A 17,840-nucleotide genomic window follows, 5' to 3' on the forward strand; every position below is an offset into this window, starting at 1 on the left:
AAAGCCTTGATTTGCAAGGCTCCGCAAGCCCTCAACCGGGGCGGCTGGTATCATTTATCATTCGCCCCGGAAAACGGGCCTCTAACCGTCCACAAAACACGCTATGACAAACACGATTTATATTCACCAGCCGGAAAAGGCGTTCAGTTTCACCCGGCTCCCCAATTTCCTTTTTGAAGCACCCACATTCCAGCCCTTGAGCAACGAAGCGAAGGTGCTGTATGCCTTTGTCCTGCGCCGGGCGGAGTTGTCCCGGAAGAACGGCTGGGCGGACGAGTACGGGCGGGTCTACCTGTACTACCCCATCTGCGAGGTGGTCGCTTTGCTCCGCTGCGGGCGGCAGAAAGCGGTCAACACCCTGCGGGAGTTGCAGTATGCGGGGCTGGTGGAAATCCAGAAACAGGGCTGTGGAAAACCCAACCGCATTTACCCGAAATCCTATGAAGCGGTTCCAAACACCGACTTCAAGAAATCCGGTTATGGTACGCCGGAGGGCTGAAAACCGTACTTGGCGAGTACGAAAATCAATCCTCTTGAAGTACGGAAATCTGACGGTATATAGAAATACAGAGATTAAAACCATCTATTTACATTCATTCCATTCCAATCCTATCAGAGATATTTTCGGCGGGAAAACCCGCCGGAAAGGAATGGAATGGGGAAAGGAGTTCAATGGCACAACACGCAATTTTGCGATTTGAGAAGCACAAGGGCCACCCGGCGGGGCCGCTGGAAGCCCACCATGAACGGAAAAAGGAGCAGTACGCCAGCAACCCGGACATTGACACCAGCCGGAGCAAGTACAATTTCCACATCGTCAAGCCGGATGGCCGCTACTACCATTTCATTCAGAGCCGCATCGAGCAGGCCAGATGCCGCACCCGCAAGGACAGCACTCGGTTTGTGGACACGCTGATTACCGCCAGCCCGGAGTTTTTCAAGGGCAAGTCCCCAAAGGAGATAGCGGCCTACTTCCAGAGGGCGGCGGACTTCCTCATTGACCGGGTGGGCCGGGAGAACATCGTTTCGGCTATGGTACACATGGATGAAAAAACGCCCCATCTGCACTTGGTCTTTGTGCCGCTGACAAAGGACAACCGCCTGTGCGCCAAAGAAATTATCGGCAACCGGGCCAATCTGACGAAGTGGCAGGACGATTTTCACGCCTGTATGGTGGAGCAGTACCCCGACCTGGAGCGTGGGGAAAGCGCCAGCAAGACGGGCCGGAAGCATATCCCCACCCGGCTGTTCAAACAGGCGGTCAACCTCTCCAAACAGGCGAGGGCCATTGAAGCGGTTCTCTCCGGCATTACCCCGCTGAACGCCGGAAAGAAGAAAGAGGAAGCCCTCTCCATGCTGAAAAAGTGGTTTCCGCAGATGGAGAACTTCTCCGGGCAACTGAAAAAATACAAGGTCACAATCAATGACTTGTTAGCGGAAAATGAAAAGCTGGAAGTCAGGGCAAAGGCCAGCGAAAAAGGCAAGATGAATGACACGATGGAACGGGCGAAGTTAAAAAGCGAACTGGACGATATGCGGCGGCTGGTTGACCGTATCCCGCCGGAGATTTTAGCGGAACTGAAACGGCAACAGCGGCAGCATGGAAAGGAAAGGTGATCTTATAAGTAATATCAGATACAAAAAGGAAATCGAAATCGTGACTTTTCAGGGAAAGGAAATCACACTGGAAAATCTCTCCCCGGTGTTCACGCCGGAACAGGAAGCAGCCAAACGCCGGGAACTGGAACAGCAGCTTTATGAGGTGTTCCGCAAGTACGCCGACAAGCGGGAGAGTGAGGAAGCCGGGACATAAGGTTTTCCAAACCCATCATTGATTTGCGGGGCTGCTGGCGGTATAATAGAACTGTCAGCAGCTCCGTTTCTTTTTTAAGAAAAGGAGCGACAATATGAACAATCGGATAGACGCAATCTATGCAAGACAATCGGTAGACAAAAAGGACAGCATTTCCATTGAAAGCCAGATTGAATTTTGCAAATACGAGTTGAAAGGCGGTAACTGCAAGGAATACACAGACAAAGGGTACAGCGGCAAGAACACAGACCGTCCGAAGTTTCAAGAACTGGTGCGGGACATCAAGCGGGGCTTGATTGCAAAGGTCGTGGTTTACAAGCTCGACCGTATCAGCCGTTCCATTCTGGACTTTGCCAACATGATGGAGCTGTTCCAGCAGTACAATGTGGAGTTTGTGTCCTCTACGGAAAAGTTTGATACCTCCACGCCGATGGGACGGGCCATGCTGAATATCTGTATCGTGTTCGCCCAGCTTGAACGGGAAACGATACAGAAGCGGGTAACGGACGCTTACTACTCCCGCAGTCAGCGGGGCTTTAAGATGGGCGGGAAAGCCCCTTACGGCTTCCATACGGAGCCTATCAAGATGGACGGTATCAACACAAAGAAGCTGGTGGTAAACCCGGAGGAAGCGGCCAATATCCGGCTGATGTTTGAGATGTACGCCCAGCCCACAACTTCCTACGGGGACATTACCCGGTACTTTGCCGAACAGGGGATTTTGTTCCATGGCAAAGAGCTGATACGCCCCACGCTGGCGCAGATGTTACGCAATCCTGTCTATGTGCAGGCAGACCTTGATGTGTACGAATTTTTCAAAAGTCAAGGTACAGTCATTGTCAATGACGTTGCCGATTTTACGGGCATGAACGGCTGCTATCTGTATCAAGGGCGAGATGTAAAGGCCAGCAAGAAAAACGACTTAAAAGACCAAATGCTGGTACTGGCTCCCCATGAGGGTATCGTCCCCTCCGACACCTGGCTGACCTGCCGCAAGAAGCTGATGAACAACATGAAAATCCAGTCTGCCCGGAAAGCCACCCACACATGGCTGGCAGGAAAAATCAAGTGCGGGAATTGCGGGTATGCTCTTATGAGTATCTACAATCCCTCCGGCAAACAGTATCTCCGCTGCACGAAACGGCTGGACAATAAAAGCTGTCCTGGCTGTGGGAAAATCATCACTTCGGAACTGGAAGCGGTTGTTTATCAGCAGATGGTAAAGAAGCTGGCAAGCTACAAGACGCTGACAGGAAAAAAGAAAGCGGCAAAGGCAAACCCGAAAATCACCGCCCTGCAAGTGGAACTTGCCCATGTAGACAGCGAGATTGAAAAGCTGGTGGACAGTCTGACGGGGGCAAACAATGTCCTGTTCTCCTATGTGAATGTGAAGATAGCGGAACTGGACGGGCGCAAGCAGGAACTTCTGGCAAGGATAGCGGAGTTGACTGTGGAGGCCATCAGCCCGGAACAGGTCAGCCAGATTTCCGGCTACCTCGATACCTGGGAGAATGTATCTTTTGATGACAAGCGGCGTGTGGTGGATTTGATGATCACCACCATAGCCGCCACAAGCGACAGCTTGAACATCACATGGAAAATCTGACTGGCGGCACCCCTCCCGTCAGATACCTACCCTGTGTAGTCCCTTGTAAACTGTACTTTGTCAAAGTAAAACAGCCAGTCTATCGACTGGCTGTTTTGGAGAAGGTATTTCTTCTTATGGGGTGTAGCAAAAACTATATAATGTATTGGGGGGTTTTTACAGTAATTATAATAGCATGACCCGGAAAAAAAGTGTGCACAATCTTGACTTTTTTTCGTAGTTTTTTTTGACCATTTTTAACATAACTGGTCCTTCCACTTTTATCCATTCTGAGAAATTCTGCATAAAACCCCATTAAAACAAGGCTTCAAACTCTTCCCTGCCGATTTTTTCTTTCTCGATCAGCAGATCTGCACACCTATGGAGAACCTCCTCATTCTGAGAAAGAATCTCTTTGGCTTTTTCATAGGCCTCGTCAATAATCCGTTTTACTTCACTGTCAATAAGAGCGGCTGTCTGATCTGCATAGTTCTTCGTGTGTCCAAAGTCTCTTCCGATAAATACCTCGTCCTCGTCACCACCGTACTGGATCATTCCCACTTTTTCGGACATTCCGTACTGAGTTACCATAGCTCTGGCCATCTGGGTAGCCTGCTTAATATCCTGAGAAGCACCTGTTGTAATATCGTGGAAAATCAATTCTTCCGCTACACGGCCTCCAAGATCCACCACAATATTCTCCAGCATTTTCTTCTTGCTGTTAAACATTTCATCCTGTTCTGGCAAAGGCATAGTATAACCTGCTGCTCCCATTCCCGTAGGAATAATGGAAATTGTATGGACCGGTCCCATCTCAGGAAGGAGATGGAAAAGAATGGCATGGCCCGCCTCATGGTAAGCTGTAATCTTCTTTTCCTTTTCAGAGATTACCCGGCTCTTCTTTTCCGCACCCAGCCCTGTCTTTATAAAGGCCTGGCGGATATCTCCCTGATTAATAAAGAATCTGCCGTCCTTAGCGGTAATAATGGCAGCTTCATTCATAAGGTTCTCCAGATCTGCGCCAGTATAGCCGGCAGTAGTTCTGGCAATCTCTTTTAAGTCTACATCTTCTCCCAGAGGTTTTTTCGCCGCATGGACGCGGAGGATTTCTTCTCTTCCTTTAATGTCAGGACGGCCTACGCCTACCTTTCGGTCAAAACGTCCCGGACGGAGAATAGCCGGATCCAGAATATCTACCCGGTTAGTGGCTGCCATAACAATAATGCCTTCATTTACTCCGAAACCGTCCATTTCTACCAGAAGCTGGTTCAATGTCTGTTCTCTCTCATCATGACCTCCGCCCATGCCAGTCCCTCTCCGTCTGGCAACAGCATCAATCTCATCGATAAATACAATACAGGGTGCATTCTTTTTGGCTTCTTCAAACAGATCTCTGACACGGGAGGCTCCTACTCCTACGAACATTTCCACAAAATCCGAACCGGAAATGGAGAAGAAAGGCACCCCTGCCTCCCCGGCAATGGCTTTTGCCAACAGTGTCTTTCCTGTTCCCGGAGGTCCTACAAGGAGAACGCCCTTGGGAATTCTGGCCCCTACTTTTACATATTTCTGAGGCTCCTTTAAAAAATCTACAATCTCTTCCAGCTCTTCTTTTTCCTCCTGAAGGCCGGCTACATCTTTAAAGGTTACCTTTTTATCTGCGTCTGTAGACATTTTCGCTCTGCTCTTGCCGAAATTCATCATCTTGGCATTGCTGCCACCTGACATCTGCCGGTTCATCATATTCATGATAACGATTACCAGAATGACTGTAAGGACCAGAGGGAGTACCGTAGCCATAATGGTATTGTCACTTGGAACATCTGCCACTTGTACGGCAATACCGCTCTCTCCTTCCAGCTCATCCTGAAGCTCTTTCACATCCAGAGAATAAAAGTTATGCTCATCCCCGTTCTTCATCCTGACAGTTACCTGGCCTGTAGGAATCTCTCTGTTGGGGCTGATATATACCTGAGACACTTCTTCTTCCTCAATATCCTGCCAAAAGGCCTGCTCTGTGTAGCTGTAGTCCCGTGTCATCTGTCTGGAAATAAACCAGAAGCCCAGCACTACCAACAACAGCAGCAGTGCCGCCGGTATCCAGTTTCTTGCCTGCTTATTCACCTTGTTGTTTCTCCTCTCTTTCCATATTCAAGTCTGTAACTGCCTCTCAAAATTCTACTACACCGATATAAGGCAGGTTTCTGTATTTCTGAGCATAGTCCAATCCATATCCCACTACAAACTCGTCTGGGATGTTAAAGCATACATAGTCTACTTTTACATCCTTCACTCTTCTCTCCGGTTTATCCAGAAGGGTGCACAGATGAATACTGGCAGGATGTCTCTGTTTCAGGATTTCAATCAGATGACTCAGAGTGCGTCCGGAGTCAATAATATCCTCAACGATCAGTACATCCTTTCCCTCTATAGTTTCATCCAGATCTTTTACAATACGCACAACACCGCTGGAGCTGGTATCATCTCCATAGCTGGACACAGACATAAAATCAAGAGTTACTGGTACTGTCACTCTTTTGGCCAGTTCACAGGTAAAAAATACACCGCCTTTGAGCACACATATCATATGCACGGATTTCCCTTCATAATCTCTGCTGATCTGCTCCCCGATCTCACAGATCCGCCTATCTACTTCTTCTTCGCTTAACAGCTGACGGATTCTTTCACTCATCTTCCCTTACTCCTTTTACATGTACTTCTAACACTTCTTTTGTCTGACTTGTAATCTTATAATACTCGCTGATACGGCAGCCTACTGCCCACAAAATATGGGAGCCTTCTGCCAGAAGAGTTATCTTTTCCCGTTCTTCCCGTGGAATCTTACAGTCAATAAAATAGTCTTTCAGCTTTTTCCTTCCTCCCTGAGCATTAACTGTAAGGTAATCTCCCGGAAGGCGGAATCTTACTTCAAGGCCGTCTTTTATTTTATCATAATCAAACCATTTCGTATATGTTTTTTCCGGAATTTGCTGTTTTTCATAGGGAAAAATCCGGAATTCCAGAGGAGCCGGTTCTTTTTCTTTTTCACCAGCTTTTCCTATGGAAAGACTTCCATAGGTCTGCCGGGCAGTAAGGCCATAGGGAAGGGATGCCGCAGCTCCCGTAGCTCCCCTGAAGAGTTTTTTCAACGTTTCCACATGGATTCTGGAAATATCCTTACGCCTCCCCGCAGCCAGAGACAGAACCTTCAGCAGAACATACTCTTCCATGATCTCCTCCTCAGAAAGAAGCTCTTTTCTGACATAGAATTTCCCGCCTTTTTCTTCTACATATCTCTCGAAAAGGCTGTCTGCCTGTCTCTGAAGATATCCCTCTATCTTCCTCATATATCCTGCCGCAGCGCCTATATGCTCCACTGCCCGGGGATTGATCTTCTCCATTTCCGGGATAACTGCCTGCCGGAGCCTGTTCCTGGTGTAAGAAAGGTCCTGGTTCGTGCTGTCCTCCATCCAGGAAATCCCTCGGCTCTCCAAATATTCTTGTATTTCTCTTCTGGAAATACACAAAAGAGGCCGGATAAAAGTCCCCATTGTTCCCTGCTGTACAGGTTGGATTCCTCCAAGGCCCCCAGCCCCGGTTCCCCGTATCAGATTATGAAGGACTGTCTCTGCGTTATCATTTTGGTGATGAGCCAGAGCAATCCCAGACTCCTCCGGCCCAAGCCCCAGTCTCCTGCGTTCTTCTTCGAAGGCCCTGTGTCTTGCCTCCCGTCCTGCTTCTTCCAGGGAAAGTTTCTCTTCTGCTGCTATTTTTGGCACCGGATAGCTGTATATCCTGAGAGGAATACTCTCTTTCTCACACAGCTGTCTGGTAAATTCCTGGTCCCGCCAGGCTTCTTCTCCCCGTATCCCATGGTTCACATGGATTCCGTGAAGGAAAAACTCACATCTTTTCTGATATTCTTTTAACAAAAACAACAGGCATACCGAATCTGCCCCGCCGGAAATTCCAAGGAGCACATGGCTGCCCGTTTCTATCATATGTTGTTCTTCTATATAGGAAAATACCTTCTCTTCTATCTTCATCCTTTTGTATCTATTTCCTCCATAATCCAGCCGCCAGTACGGTCATATCGTCTATAGCCTTATATTCACAGTATGTAAGAACCCGTTCCAGAATACCTTTTCCAAGTTCCTGAGCCGCACTGGTATTGACCTCCATAATGATTTCTTTCATGGTTTCCTCTGGTTCCTCTCCTGGCAGAGCATCTAAAACTCCATCTGTGACCATGATAAGGAAATCTCCTTCATACAGTTTTTTTGTGGAAGACTCGAAGTCTGCCTGCTGCACCAGTCCCAGCCCCAGACTTGTAGAAGAAATCGCCTCTACCCAGTGGCTCCTCTTAATAAAGGTTGTGGATGCTCCTGCTTTTAAAAAATGACACATACCAGAATATAGGTCCACAATAGAAATATCCACTGTAGAAAACCTGCCATTGCGATTCTTCAGGTTCAATACAGAATTCACCATTTTGGCCGCTGTCTCTCCTGAAAATCCTGCTTCTACCAGCTGTTCCAGGGTATCCACTACAGTCTCACTCTCCCTGGATGCTTCCAGACCAGATCCCATCCCGTCAGAAAGGCAGATGAAAAACTGCCCGTTTTCTTCCACAGCGCAGGTATAATTATCCCCGGATACCGTTTCCTTGTCCTTGGTTATTTTTGCAGCTCCATAGAGGATTTTAAAATTTACTTCCTCTACAAATCCCAGGACCCCATAGTCTTTGGTAATAAGGCTTTTCCCCTCTGTTCTCACTGTCATCCGGCTGCCGCATAATTCTGAAAGCACTGCTGCCGCTTCAGCAGCCGGTATACAGCTGCCTCCTCTGGTGCAAAATTCTCCATAGTATCTCTGTTTTCCGTCAGGCTGCTCCAGGGTCCATAGATTTCTCACTCTGATGTGCCGTTTTTTAAGTTTTCTGGCGAAGTCATCCCGAAACTGCATGTCTGCTTCGGTCATATCAAAAAGGTCTCTTGACAGATATTTCATCAGCTGAGCCATTTCTCCCAGCTGCTGGGCCACTGCCATTCTGTTTTCCAAGAGTTTATTATTCCATATCAGATTCTGGCGTTCTCTGTCCATGATTCTCTGCAGCTCCTGCACCAGCTTTCCCTGATTGATGCAAACACCTGTCAGATCTGCCCTGGCTTTTCTCAGCTTTTCCTCGTCATTCTCTTCCATGATCCGCAGAAGACCATAAAACCGCTGATAAGTTTGGGGATAGTGCTGAGTCCAGCACACCTGATTCAGGTGGCATTTCCTGCATACCCCTTCCCTGGCCTCCTCGATCAGATCTTTCAGTTCCGAACTGGAGAGGTAATCCTTTCTGCAGGGCATGCCGTAGAAGCTGTTTGCCAGCTTTTGGAAGGATTCTGCATAGCGCTGCATTTTTTCTTTCTGTGGATGCCGGTCATAGTCCAAAGCTGCTGCACTTTTTTTCATTTCTGAAAAAATAGTTTTTGCCATGTCACGTAATAGCAGCAGTACACTGATTACGAGCATGGCAATTATCCATTCCTGCATCTTTTTCCCTCCCTGAATAAGCAACCGCTATCAAAAGAGTATTATAGATGCTTTTCTCTCTGAACTTTGTCAAAAACCGTCTCCTGAACATAAAAACTTTCAGACAAAATCCGATTTTATCCTTCTGCTTCCTCCTGGTCAGAGCTTTCCGTCTGAGCTTTTTGCTCCTCCTGTGTGCTCTGGTCCTTCTGGGAATCCTCTGTCTGGGAAGTACTGTCCTCCTGCTGAGAGTCTTCTCCCTCTTTAAAGACAATCTCGTTCTCTTTCACCAGACCCAGCTTCTCTCTGGCTGTTTCTTCCACATATTCATCTGTTTTCATATATTCTTTCAGATCATCAATCTCCGTAGTCCGGCCTTCTTCTTCCTCAATCTGTCTGTCCAGATCATCAATCTGGGAATTATAAGAAGAAAGCTGGCTCTCCAGCGCAACACTCTTCCCCATCATTCCCACAAACAGAAGGCCGACCACAAAGGTAATGCTAATCATTGCAATTCTGCTTTGTGATCTTCTTTTTTTTGCTTTTTTCATTCCAACGCTTCCTGATTCTTTGTATGGGCTTTTGTTTATATAGGGAAATTTTAACTCTACCCAGCCAAAATTTCAACCTTTTTCTGCATATTCTAATAGGCCTTCCCATTATTCCCAGGAACCTACCTATTTTCCTCAATACAGCAGAAATATATTTCACCAAAATCCTACTGGGACCGGCATGATACAGCAAAGCTCCCACTGCTGTAAAAATGAGAACATAAATCCGTATCCTGCCGTCATTCTCCCGATAAATCAGGCCAAACAAATATATCCCTGAAACACACCAGTACAGAATATCTTCTATCCCAACCCAGAAAGGGTTGTGATCTGCAATGTTTCTGAAAATGCGGAGAACATCATAACAAACCGCCAGAAAGACACCGGCCAGGAAGGCATCTGCCGCCAGCAGCAGTTCCCCATGCATATAACTGCTCATAGGTCACTGAAACAGCCTTTTCAGCATTCCTTCTCCTCCTTTGGCTTTGGTAATCCCCTGGCTGTATACAAGACTGTCTACTTTTCCCTCTATATCTACCTCCTGTTTCTCCAGATCCAGACGGGTCACATGGAGTCCTTCCCCTTTTATGGAAAGGGTACCGGCCTCCGTCACCAGACTGATTTCCTTTTCATCAAAAGAATTCACATCACGCACACCCTGGATGCAGCCTTTCTTCCGATCCGTTAGCTGCAGAAAGTGAGCTTTTCTGTTCTGCTTTTCCTCCAAAAGAAAATCGATCCCCCATATTCTTTCCTTATGAAAGATTATATGGGAAATCGATTATGAATATACCTTATAGGTATTTGAACAGCTCGCTGGCTGCTTCTTTTTTTACGGTTTCCTGTACGTCCAACACTTCTACCCGGACATTTCTGCTTCCGAACTGGATTTCCAGGATATCACCTGCCTTTACCTGAGCGGATGCTTTGGCTGGCTTTCCGTTTATCAGCACCCGGCCCGCATCACAGGCTTCATTGGCAACGGTCCTTCTTTTGATCAGCCTGGACACTTTTAAATATTTATCAAGTCTCATTCTGCTATTATGCGTTCACTAAATCCTTTAAAGCTTTTCCAGCTTTGAACTTTGGAGTTTTAGAAGCTGCGATTGTCATAGTCTCGCCTGTCTGAGGATTTCTTCCTTCTCTTGCAGCTCTCTCAGAAACTTCAAAAGTACCGAATCCAACTAACTGAACTTTCTCACCTTTCTTCATTTCTTCAGATACAACATCAACAAAGGCTTTTAAAGCTGCTTCTGCGTCTTTTTTAGATAACTGTGTTTTCTCTGCCATAGCAGCAACTAATTCTGTTCTGTTCATGAGTATTTCCTCCTAAATATAAATCACGCTATAAGTCTACCGCTACTGCGGTCTACAGTTATTTATACCGTGTTTCCTATGGTTTGTCAAGCATATCCCGAAATTTCTCAGGCCACAAAAATACTTTCCACAAAGTTTCTCCATTTTTCCTGCTGATCCTTCAGTTTTTCCAGTTTTTCTACGTTTTTTTCCGAAATCCAGGCTTTATTGTGGGTATAATAATAATTTGCCAGTTTCCAGTATTTCTCCGGATAGGCAAACCGAATCCTAAGGTTTTCCATTTCCCCCCGGCTAAGAGGCCTGACCTGATGATAGGCCGTCAGGATTTTTTTTCCCAGCTCCAGATCCCACTGATGTTTTTCCAGGATTTTCCTCATGAAGCGGTATAGGTCTCCCACCTGGATGTCAAAGTTCCACTTATCAAAATTAGTCACTGCCTTGACTTCTCCCTCTGAAAACAGCACATTGTGCTGATTAAACTCCCCATGACAGACGGCCCCTCTCTCTAATTCTGCCTGGCGAAGTTCTTTGTAATCTGATGCCTCCAACCTTTTTACCGCCTCTTCACCATGTCCAAGAAAACAGCATACTGTATCCAGAAATTCCTGCTCAAACCGATTCTTTTTCCGCTTTCCGCATACAAATTTCCGGATTTTACGCAGTTCTCTGTTATGTCTCTGAAATTCACTGCAAAGAGATTCCTTTACATAATGGCTTTCTACCGGCATACACATAACTTTATGTAAACTTGCCAGGACCAGGGCTCCTTTGCAGATGTCTTCTTCGCTGCGGGTATCACATTCCCTTCCCTCATACCATTTTTTCACAATATAAGGAATATTCTCTCCATCTATGGAGATATAAGAGCCTTCCTTATTGCACAATATCTGATCTGTCAATATGGGAGATGCGTCTGCAACTTTTTCTAAAAGTTTTGCCTGATACTCCAGCTTTCTGGGAGTTCCCCAGAATTCCCGGATCAGTACTAATTCCCCGCCTGTCTCACAGATCAAAGCCCCCCTTCCCCGGTATACGGCCCCGGTTTCCAGCCCATACTGTTCCAACACACTAAGACCACGGTCATACACATTTTTCTCCCCCTTTTTTCATGTCCCTTTCATTGTATGCAGGGGAGTCCGGGGTTAGAAGGGTTCAGAGCAGGGACAGAAGATATTCTTTTGTATTTTTCTCCGGTTCTTCCAGAACAATCTCCAGGAACTTTTCCAGGGTTGCTCCAATTTCCTTTCCCGGTTTCATTCCGGCATCGATCAGATCCTTTCCGGAAACTGCCAGATCTTTTATAGAAACACATTCCTTATGCCGGATAATCTCCTGATAGATTTCTCCAAGTTTATCCAGCCACTGCTGCTTTTCCCCTAAATGATAACCGCTCTGTGCCATAATGTCCCCTCTGCGCACCTCCAGGAGAATAGGAAAAAGCTCTGTGCCTGTTTTGGAAAGGGCTCTTCGCACAGAGCGGGGGTCTGCCTCCCAGGGACATTCATGCCAGTATACCAGTTTTCCCACCTTGTTTATAGTGTCATTATCAAATCGCAGTCTTCTCAGGACAGTCCTGGCAATTTTTTCACTCTGGGCAGGATGCCCATAAAAATGGTCCCTTCCTTTTTCATCCCTGGTCCTCGTCTCAGCCTTTCCCAGGTCGTGAAAAAGGAGTGTCAGCCGCAGAAGACGATCAGGCTTCACAGCTTCCATAGCCTTCAGCGTATGCTCTCCTACATTGTAGCAATGATGGGGATTCTCCTGGGGCGTCTCCATAGCCCTGTCAAATTCCCAGAGAAAAACTTTCGTCAGTCCCAGTTCCCAGGCCTTCTTCAGATACTGGGGATTTGGCGACACCAGAAGCTTTACCAGCTCTGTCTGGATACGTTCCGCGCTGATCTTCTTCAGGGTTTCTGCCAGTTCCCGGGCTGCTTCCTGTGTTCTTTCGTCAATATCAAATCCCAGCTGGGCAGAAAACCGCACCGCCCGCAGTATACGCAGAGCATCCTCTGTAAACCGCTCTTGGGGTTCCCCTACACAGCGGACCACCTTGTTTTTCAGATCCTCCACCCCTCCAAAAATATCCACCAGGCCAGTTCGATGGTTATAGGCCATAGCGTTGATGGTAAAATCCCGCCGTCTTAAATCTTCTTTAAGACTTGGGGTGAAGATCACCTCTTTAGGGTGACGTCCGTCTTCATACTCTCCATCTATCCGATAAGTCGTCACCTCAAATCCTTCTTTATCCATAAACACTGTTACAGTTCCATGCTGGATTCCCGTATCCACCGTTCTTGGAAAAATTTTTTTTACTTCTTCCGGAGTGGCAGAGGTGGTAATGTCCCAGTCTGCCGGTGAACGGTGAAGGAGGCTGTCACGAACACAGCCTCCCACTACATAAGCATCATATCCATGTTCCTGTAAAGCATCTATGATTTTTTCAGCTTTTTCTGGAACTTCAATTCTCATAATTAATATGCGCGCCCCCAGTAAACCATTTTCTTGGCCGGCTTTCCGCATACCACACATTTATCAGACAGGTTCTCCTGCTCAAAAGGCATGCATCTTGCCGTAGCCTGAACGTCTTCCTTTACCTTATCTTCACATTCTCTGCAGCCGCACCACATTGCCTTTACAAACCCCGGCTTTTCGTTAATAGTCTCCTTAAAGGATTCGTAGTCTGTAGCCACATAGGTGTGAGCGTCTCTGTGAGCCCTGGCTCTTTCCAGCATCTCTCCCTGCATAGTTTCCAGGATTTCTCCTACTTTCTGAGCCAGCTCATCCAGAGATACTGTAACCTTATCTCTGGTATCTCTGCGGACAACTACCGCCTGATTTGCCTCAATATCCTTGGGTCCGCATTCAATGCGAACAGGAATTCCTCTCATCTCCTGCTCTGCAAATTTAAATCCAGGGCTCTTATCTGTCTCATCAGTTTTCACCCGAATGCCTGCCTCCTTTAACTGAGCCTCTAATCTCTGGGCAGTCTCCAGAACCCCTTCTTTTCTCTGCTGAATAGGAATGATCACTGCCTGTACCGGTGCGATCCTCGGAGGCAGCACCAGTCCGCTGTTATCTCCATGTACCATGATCAGTGCTCCGATCATACGGGTTGTCATACCCCAGGAAGTCTGGTGTACATACTGTAATTTATTTTCTTTATCTGTATACTGGATACCAAAAGCCTTTGCAAATCCATCTCCAAAATTATGGCTGGTTCCTGACTGAAGAGCCTTTCCGTCATGCATCAGAGACTCAATGGTATAGGTAGCTTCCGCTCCGGCAAATTTTTCTTTCTCTGTCTTCTGCCCTTTGATTACCGGAATTGCCAGTACCTCTTCACAGAAATCTGCATAGATATTCAGCATCTGGATGGTCCGCTCTTCAGCTTCTTCTGCTGTAGCATGAGCCGTATGTCCTTCCTGCCACAGGAATTCTCTGGAACGGAGGAAAGGTCTGGTAGTTTTCTCCCACCGTACTACAGAGCACCACTGATTGTATACTTTTGGCAGGTCTCTGTGAGAATGGATTTCTTTTGAATACAGGTCGCAGAACAGGGTTTCTGAAGTTGGACGTACGCAGAGTCTTTCCTGAAGAGGCTCCATCCCGCCGTGGGTCACCCAGGCTACCTCAGGGGCAAAGCCTTCTACATGATCCTTTTCCTTCTGAAGAAGACTTTCCGGGATAAACATTGGAAGGTATACGTTTTCCACTCCGGTTTCCTTAAACCTTCTGTCCAGCTCATGCTGGATGTTTTCCCAGATAGCATATCCTGCCGGTTTGATCACCATACATCCCTTTACACTGGTATAATCGATGAGCTCAGCTTTCTTCACTACGTCTGTATACCACTGGGCAAAATCTTCCTCCATAGAGGTAATCTCTTTTACAAACTTCTTATCCTTTGCCATTTTTCTACTCCTTTTTAATGATTTCCTCCTAAGACAATACATAGGCGTCCCGCTCTAAATCCCAGGAGAATTTTTATTCTATAGGGCATTCCTGCAGAACAAAAAAAGACACCGTATCCCCAAACAGGGACCGATGTCTTGGATTCGGCGGTACCACCCTTCTTGACGGCTGTTTTTCTGCCGCCCTCTTTATGCTTTTCTAACGCCAAAGCCCGCGTCCTGCTCCTCACAGGCAGCTCCAAGGCCGGTTCCCTGTCTTCCCGGGAGAACCTTCCACCAGCGGTCCTCTCTCTGTGCCATTCCGAACAGGTACTATTCCTTTTCATCGCCATTTTTCTTTTTATCTCTTTGCCCCATTTTATTGGAATTTCTCTTTTTTGTCAAGACCAGACCTTCTACAGTTCCAGCTCTATCTTTCGTCCTGTTGGGCTGTACTGATAGTACCGGACTCCTGCAGCATCCAGCATTCTCTTAGAGGCTTTCACTGCCGGAGTGTCCCCGTATTTATCGCTGCCGTATACAATGGTCTTGATCCCTGCCTGGATAATGGCCTTGGCACATTCATTACAGGGGAACAGGGATACATAGAGTTTTGCCCCTTCCAGAGAGCCCCCTCTGTAATTGAGGATAGCATTCAGCTCACTGTGTGTCACATAAAAATATTTGGTATCAAAGTCCTCTCCTTCTCTGGCCCAGGGGAATTCATCATCAGAGCATCCCATGGGAAAACCGTTGTAGCCCATAGAAAGGATTTTATTATTCTGACTGACAATACAGGAGCCCACCTGTGAATTAGGATCTTTGGAACGCATTCCTGACAGTTTTGCAACTCCCATAAAATATTCGTCCCAGGATATATAGTCCTGTCTTTTTTCTGACATTTTCTTCACTCCTTGTCTATTTTGTACCAAAGATCCGGTCTCCTGCGTCTCCCAGTCCGGGAACGATGTAACCGTGGTCATTCAGATGGTCATCCAACACGCCAATATAGATGTCCACATCCGGATGGGCTTCTGTAAGAGCCTTTACACCCTCCGGAGCTGCTATGATACACATAAAGTGGATATTTTTTACGCCTTTTTCTTTCAGCATGGAAATGGCTGCCACTGCAGAACCTCCTGTGGCCAGCATAGGATCAGTGACAAAAACTTCCCTCTCTCCACAGTCAGCAGGCAGCTTACAGTAATATTCCACAGGCTTTAAAGTTTCAGGATCACGGTACAGACCAATATGGCCTATCTTTGCAGCAGGAACCATGGACAGCATTCCTTCTACCATACCAAGACCGGCACGGAGAATGGGCACTACTGCCATTTTCTTTCCTGCCAGCTCTTTCACCACTGTTTTTGTGATAGGCGTCTCTATTTCCACATCTGTCAGCTTCAGTTCTCTGGTGGCTTCATAGGCCATAAACATGGCCACCTCGCTCACCAGCTCCCGGAACTCTTTTGAGCTTGTCTCTTTCCTTCTGATAATTCCGATTTTATGCTGGATCAGCGGGTGCTCCATTACTAACACTTTTCCCATTTTTATTCTCCTTTATCTCCAGTCTGTTTTTCCTGTTTTATTCATCACTTTCGATCAGGTTGATCCTTCTCTGATGACGCTCATCATGAGAAAATTCTGTATGCAAGAAGGTATCTACGATCTTTACTGCCAGGCCGGGGCCTACTACTCTTCCACCCAGAGCCAGAATATTGGCGTCATTATGCTGCCTGGTGGCCTCTGCGCTGAAGCAGTCTGTACACAGCGCCGCCCGGATTCCTTTCATCTTATTTGCAGCAATAGAAATGCCGATTCCTGTTCCGCAGATCAGAATCCCTTTCTCGCATTCGCCGCTCTGTATAGCTCTCCCTACTTTTCTGGCGTAGATAGGATAATCTACAGACTGGGTGCTGTCGCATCCAAAGTCTTTATAAGGAATCTTTTTTTCCTCCAGATATTTTATGATCTCCTGTTTCAGTTCATAACCGCCATGGTCACATCCCAATGCTATCATATGCATCCTCCTCTTTTTTATATTCAGGGCTCCTGCAAAAAGAGCGCCTTTAGTCTGACAGTTCAATTATATGATGGCCTGCCGCTTTCAAAAGCCGGTTCATAATGGCCTGTCCCATCCTGGGTGTGTCAAAAGATTCCGAAAAGATTGCCTCCACATCCTCTTCATCGAATTCTCTCAGAATACTGAAAAGATGCCGGGCAATACCTTCTTCCTCCTGCCTGCTCCCGATACTCTTTACCACTGAGGCCTGATACTTCTCCCTGGTCTCATCTGTGGCGATAACACCTGCTTTTTTTCCCTGCTCTGCCAGTTTTTCACACTGTTCATTAATGTAGGCCACTGTCTCCGCCTCTTTTCCCTGTACAATGGTAAGAGGGGCTCTGGGTGCATAATGCCGGTACTTCATTCCCGGAGCCTTTGGCCGCACCTTCTCATCTGTGATCAACAGGCCTTTATCCATTTTTACCTGGCCGATGACTGCTTCCATCATCTCCTGATTAATGTATCCGGGGCGAAGGATCACCGGCTCCTCCTCAGTAAAATCTACAATGGTGGACTCCAGCCCAATACCTACGCTGCCCCCATCGATGATCATATCAATCTTCCCCTCCAGGTCCTCCCGGACATGGGCAGCCTGAGTAGGACTGGGCCGCCCGGAAGTATTGGCGCTGGGAGCGGCAACATAGCCTCCTCCCGCCTTTATCAAAGCTGCCGCCACCGGATGACTGGGCATCCGCACAGCCACGCTCTCCAGTCCTCCTGTGGTTTCATAAGGCACCAGACTGCTTTTTTCAAAAATCATAGTCAGCGGCCCTGGCCAGAAGGCCTCTGCCATCTTTTGGGCCTTCGGAGGGATTTTCTTTACAATCTTATCAAGGCTCTCCAGATCCGCAATGTGTATGATCAGAGGGTTATCCGAGGGTCTGCCTTTGGCCTGGTAGATTTTTTGAGAAGAACTTGGATTCAGCCCGTCTCCGCCCAGACCGTAAACAGTTTCTGTAGGAAAAGCTACCAGCCCGCCGGATTTTAAGATCTGGCCGGCTCTTTCTATTACTTTTCTGTCCGGATGCTCTTTATCTACTGTGACTACTGTTGTATTCACCTTAAAACCTCTTCTTCCTTAGTTTCTTACAATTCA

General features: G+C 47.1%; 20 protein-coding genes and 1 other annotated feature. Of the genes, 4 read left to right on the plus strand and 16 right to left on the minus strand.

Annotation, left to right across the window (positions count from 1 at the left end; all coding sequences use genetic code 11):
* Positions 1–103: 103 nt before the first annotated feature.
* The 4 genes from B5G00_RS15510 (at position 104) to B5G00_RS15530 (ending at position 3,419) form a co-directional block, all read left to right on the plus strand.
* Positions 104–499, plus strand: coding sequence for a replication initiator protein A (locus B5G00_RS15510; RefSeq protein ID WP_002575861.1), 396 nt, complete (start codon positions 104–106; stop codon positions 497–499).
* 173 nt (positions 500–672) lie between these two features.
* Positions 673–1,617: a MobV family relaxase gene (gene mobV / locus B5G00_RS15520; RefSeq protein WP_002575862.1), complete on the plus strand. Its 945-nt coding sequence runs from the start codon at positions 673–675 to the stop codon at positions 1,615–1,617.
* A gap of 40 nt (positions 1,618–1,657) precedes the next feature.
* A complete protein-coding gene (locus B5G00_RS15525) occupies positions 1,658–1,813 on the plus strand; it encodes a hypothetical protein (RefSeq protein ID WP_002575863.1) in 156 nt (51 codons plus the stop codon).
* A gap of 94 nt (positions 1,814–1,907) precedes the next feature.
* Positions 1,908–3,419 carry a recombinase family protein gene (locus tag B5G00_RS15530; protein WP_002575864.1) on the plus strand — a complete coding sequence of 504 codons (1,512 nt, stop codon included), beginning with the start codon at positions 1,908–1,910 and terminating at the stop codon, positions 3,417–3,419.
* 294 nt (positions 3,420–3,713) lie between these two features.
* On the opposite strand, the gene ftsH is transcribed toward B5G00_RS15530, so the two are convergent.
* The 16 genes from ftsH to B5G00_RS15620 all read right to left on the minus strand — a co-directional run bounded on the left by ftsH (position 3,714) and on the right by B5G00_RS15620 (position 17,804).
* On the minus strand, positions 3,714–5,522 hold the full coding sequence (gene ftsH, locus B5G00_RS15540) for an ATP-dependent zinc metalloprotease FtsH (RefSeq protein ID WP_191385661.1): 1,809 nt from the start codon (positions 5,520–5,522) through the stop codon (positions 3,714–3,716).
* A gap of 46 nt (positions 5,523–5,568) precedes the next feature.
* Positions 5,569–6,090 carry a hypoxanthine phosphoribosyltransferase gene (gene hpt, locus B5G00_RS15545; protein ID WP_087274369.1) on the minus strand — a complete coding sequence of 174 codons (522 nt, stop codon included), beginning with the start codon at positions 6,088–6,090 and terminating at the stop codon, positions 5,569–5,571.
* The gene (tilS, locus tag B5G00_RS15550) at positions 6,083–7,444 is read right to left on the minus strand and encodes a tRNA lysidine(34) synthetase TilS (protein WP_087274372.1); all 1,362 of its coding nucleotides are present in this window, start codon (positions 7,442–7,444) and stop codon (positions 6,083–6,085) included. Before tilS ends, hpt begins: the two co-directional genes overlap by 8 nt.
* A gap of 10 nt (positions 7,445–7,454) precedes the next feature.
* Positions 7,455–8,942, minus strand: coding sequence for a SpoIIE family protein phosphatase (locus B5G00_RS15555; protein ID WP_087274373.1), 1,488 nt, complete (start codon positions 8,940–8,942; stop codon positions 7,455–7,457).
* Between the two features lie 116 nt (positions 8,943–9,058).
* Positions 9,059–9,472, minus strand: coding sequence for an FtsB family cell division protein (locus B5G00_RS15560; RefSeq protein WP_242971387.1), 414 nt, complete (start codon positions 9,470–9,472; stop codon positions 9,059–9,061).
* Positions 9,423–9,911 carry a spore cortex biosynthesis protein YabQ gene (gene yabQ, locus B5G00_RS19855; protein WP_087274377.1) on the minus strand — a complete coding sequence of 163 codons (489 nt, stop codon included), beginning with the start codon at positions 9,909–9,911 and terminating at the stop codon, positions 9,423–9,425. The genes B5G00_RS15560 and yabQ overlap by 50 nt, the downstream gene beginning before the upstream one ends.
* A 3-nt stretch (positions 9,912–9,914) precedes the next feature.
* Positions 9,915–10,199, minus strand: a complete 285-nt coding sequence (gene yabP, locus B5G00_RS15570; protein WP_087274379.1) for a sporulation protein YabP — start codon at positions 10,197–10,199, stop codon at positions 9,915–9,917.
* 67 nt (positions 10,200–10,266) lie between these two features.
* Positions 10,267–10,506: an RNA-binding S4 domain-containing protein gene (locus B5G00_RS15575; RefSeq protein WP_087274381.1), complete on the minus strand. Its 240-nt coding sequence runs from the start codon at positions 10,504–10,506 to the stop codon at positions 10,267–10,269.
* 7 nt (positions 10,507–10,513) lie between these two features.
* Positions 10,514–10,789, minus strand: a complete 276-nt coding sequence (locus B5G00_RS15580; protein ID WP_087274383.1) for an HU family DNA-binding protein — start codon at positions 10,787–10,789, stop codon at positions 10,514–10,516.
* 107 nt (positions 10,790–10,896) lie between these two features.
* The gene (locus B5G00_RS15585; protein ID WP_087274385.1) at positions 10,897–11,877 is read right to left on the minus strand and encodes a hypothetical protein; all 981 of its coding nucleotides are present in this window, start codon (positions 11,875–11,877) and stop codon (positions 10,897–10,899) included.
* A gap of 64 nt (positions 11,878–11,941) precedes the next feature.
* Positions 11,942–13,258 (minus strand): CCA tRNA nucleotidyltransferase, encoded by a 1,317-nt coding sequence (locus tag B5G00_RS15590; protein ID WP_087274387.1) that lies wholly within the window; start codon positions 13,256–13,258, stop codon positions 11,942–11,944.
* A gap of 2 nt (positions 13,259–13,260) precedes the next feature.
* Positions 13,261–14,700, minus strand: a complete 1,440-nt coding sequence (proS, locus tag B5G00_RS15595; RefSeq protein ID WP_087274389.1) for a proline--tRNA ligase — start codon at positions 14,698–14,700, stop codon at positions 13,261–13,263.
* A gap of 122 nt (positions 14,701–14,822) precedes the next feature.
* Positions 14,823–15,035 (minus strand) — a binding site (T-box leader).
* Between the two features lie 60 nt (positions 15,036–15,095).
* A complete protein-coding gene (locus B5G00_RS15605) occupies positions 15,096–15,581 on the minus strand; it encodes a deoxycytidylate deaminase (RefSeq protein WP_087274393.1) in 486 nt (161 codons plus the stop codon).
* A 16-nt stretch (positions 15,582–15,597) separates the two neighbouring features.
* Positions 15,598–16,227 (minus strand): uracil phosphoribosyltransferase, encoded by a 630-nt coding sequence (gene upp / locus B5G00_RS15610; RefSeq protein WP_087274395.1) that lies wholly within the window; start codon positions 16,225–16,227, stop codon positions 15,598–15,600.
* Between the two features lie 37 nt (positions 16,228–16,264).
* Positions 16,265–16,699 (minus strand): ribose 5-phosphate isomerase B, encoded by a 435-nt coding sequence (rpiB, locus tag B5G00_RS15615; RefSeq protein ID WP_087274397.1) that lies wholly within the window; start codon positions 16,697–16,699, stop codon positions 16,265–16,267.
* A gap of 49 nt (positions 16,700–16,748) precedes the next feature.
* Positions 16,749–17,804: an L-threonylcarbamoyladenylate synthase gene (locus B5G00_RS15620; protein WP_087274398.1), complete on the minus strand. Its 1,056-nt coding sequence runs from the start codon at positions 17,802–17,804 to the stop codon at positions 16,749–16,751.
* Positions 17,805–17,840 lie beyond the last annotated feature (36 nt).

Origin of the sequence: Blautia sp. An46, from assembly GCF_002161645.1 — a bacterium.
GTDB lineage: Bacteria > Bacillota > Clostridia > Lachnospirales > Lachnospiraceae > Blautia > Blautia ornithocaccae.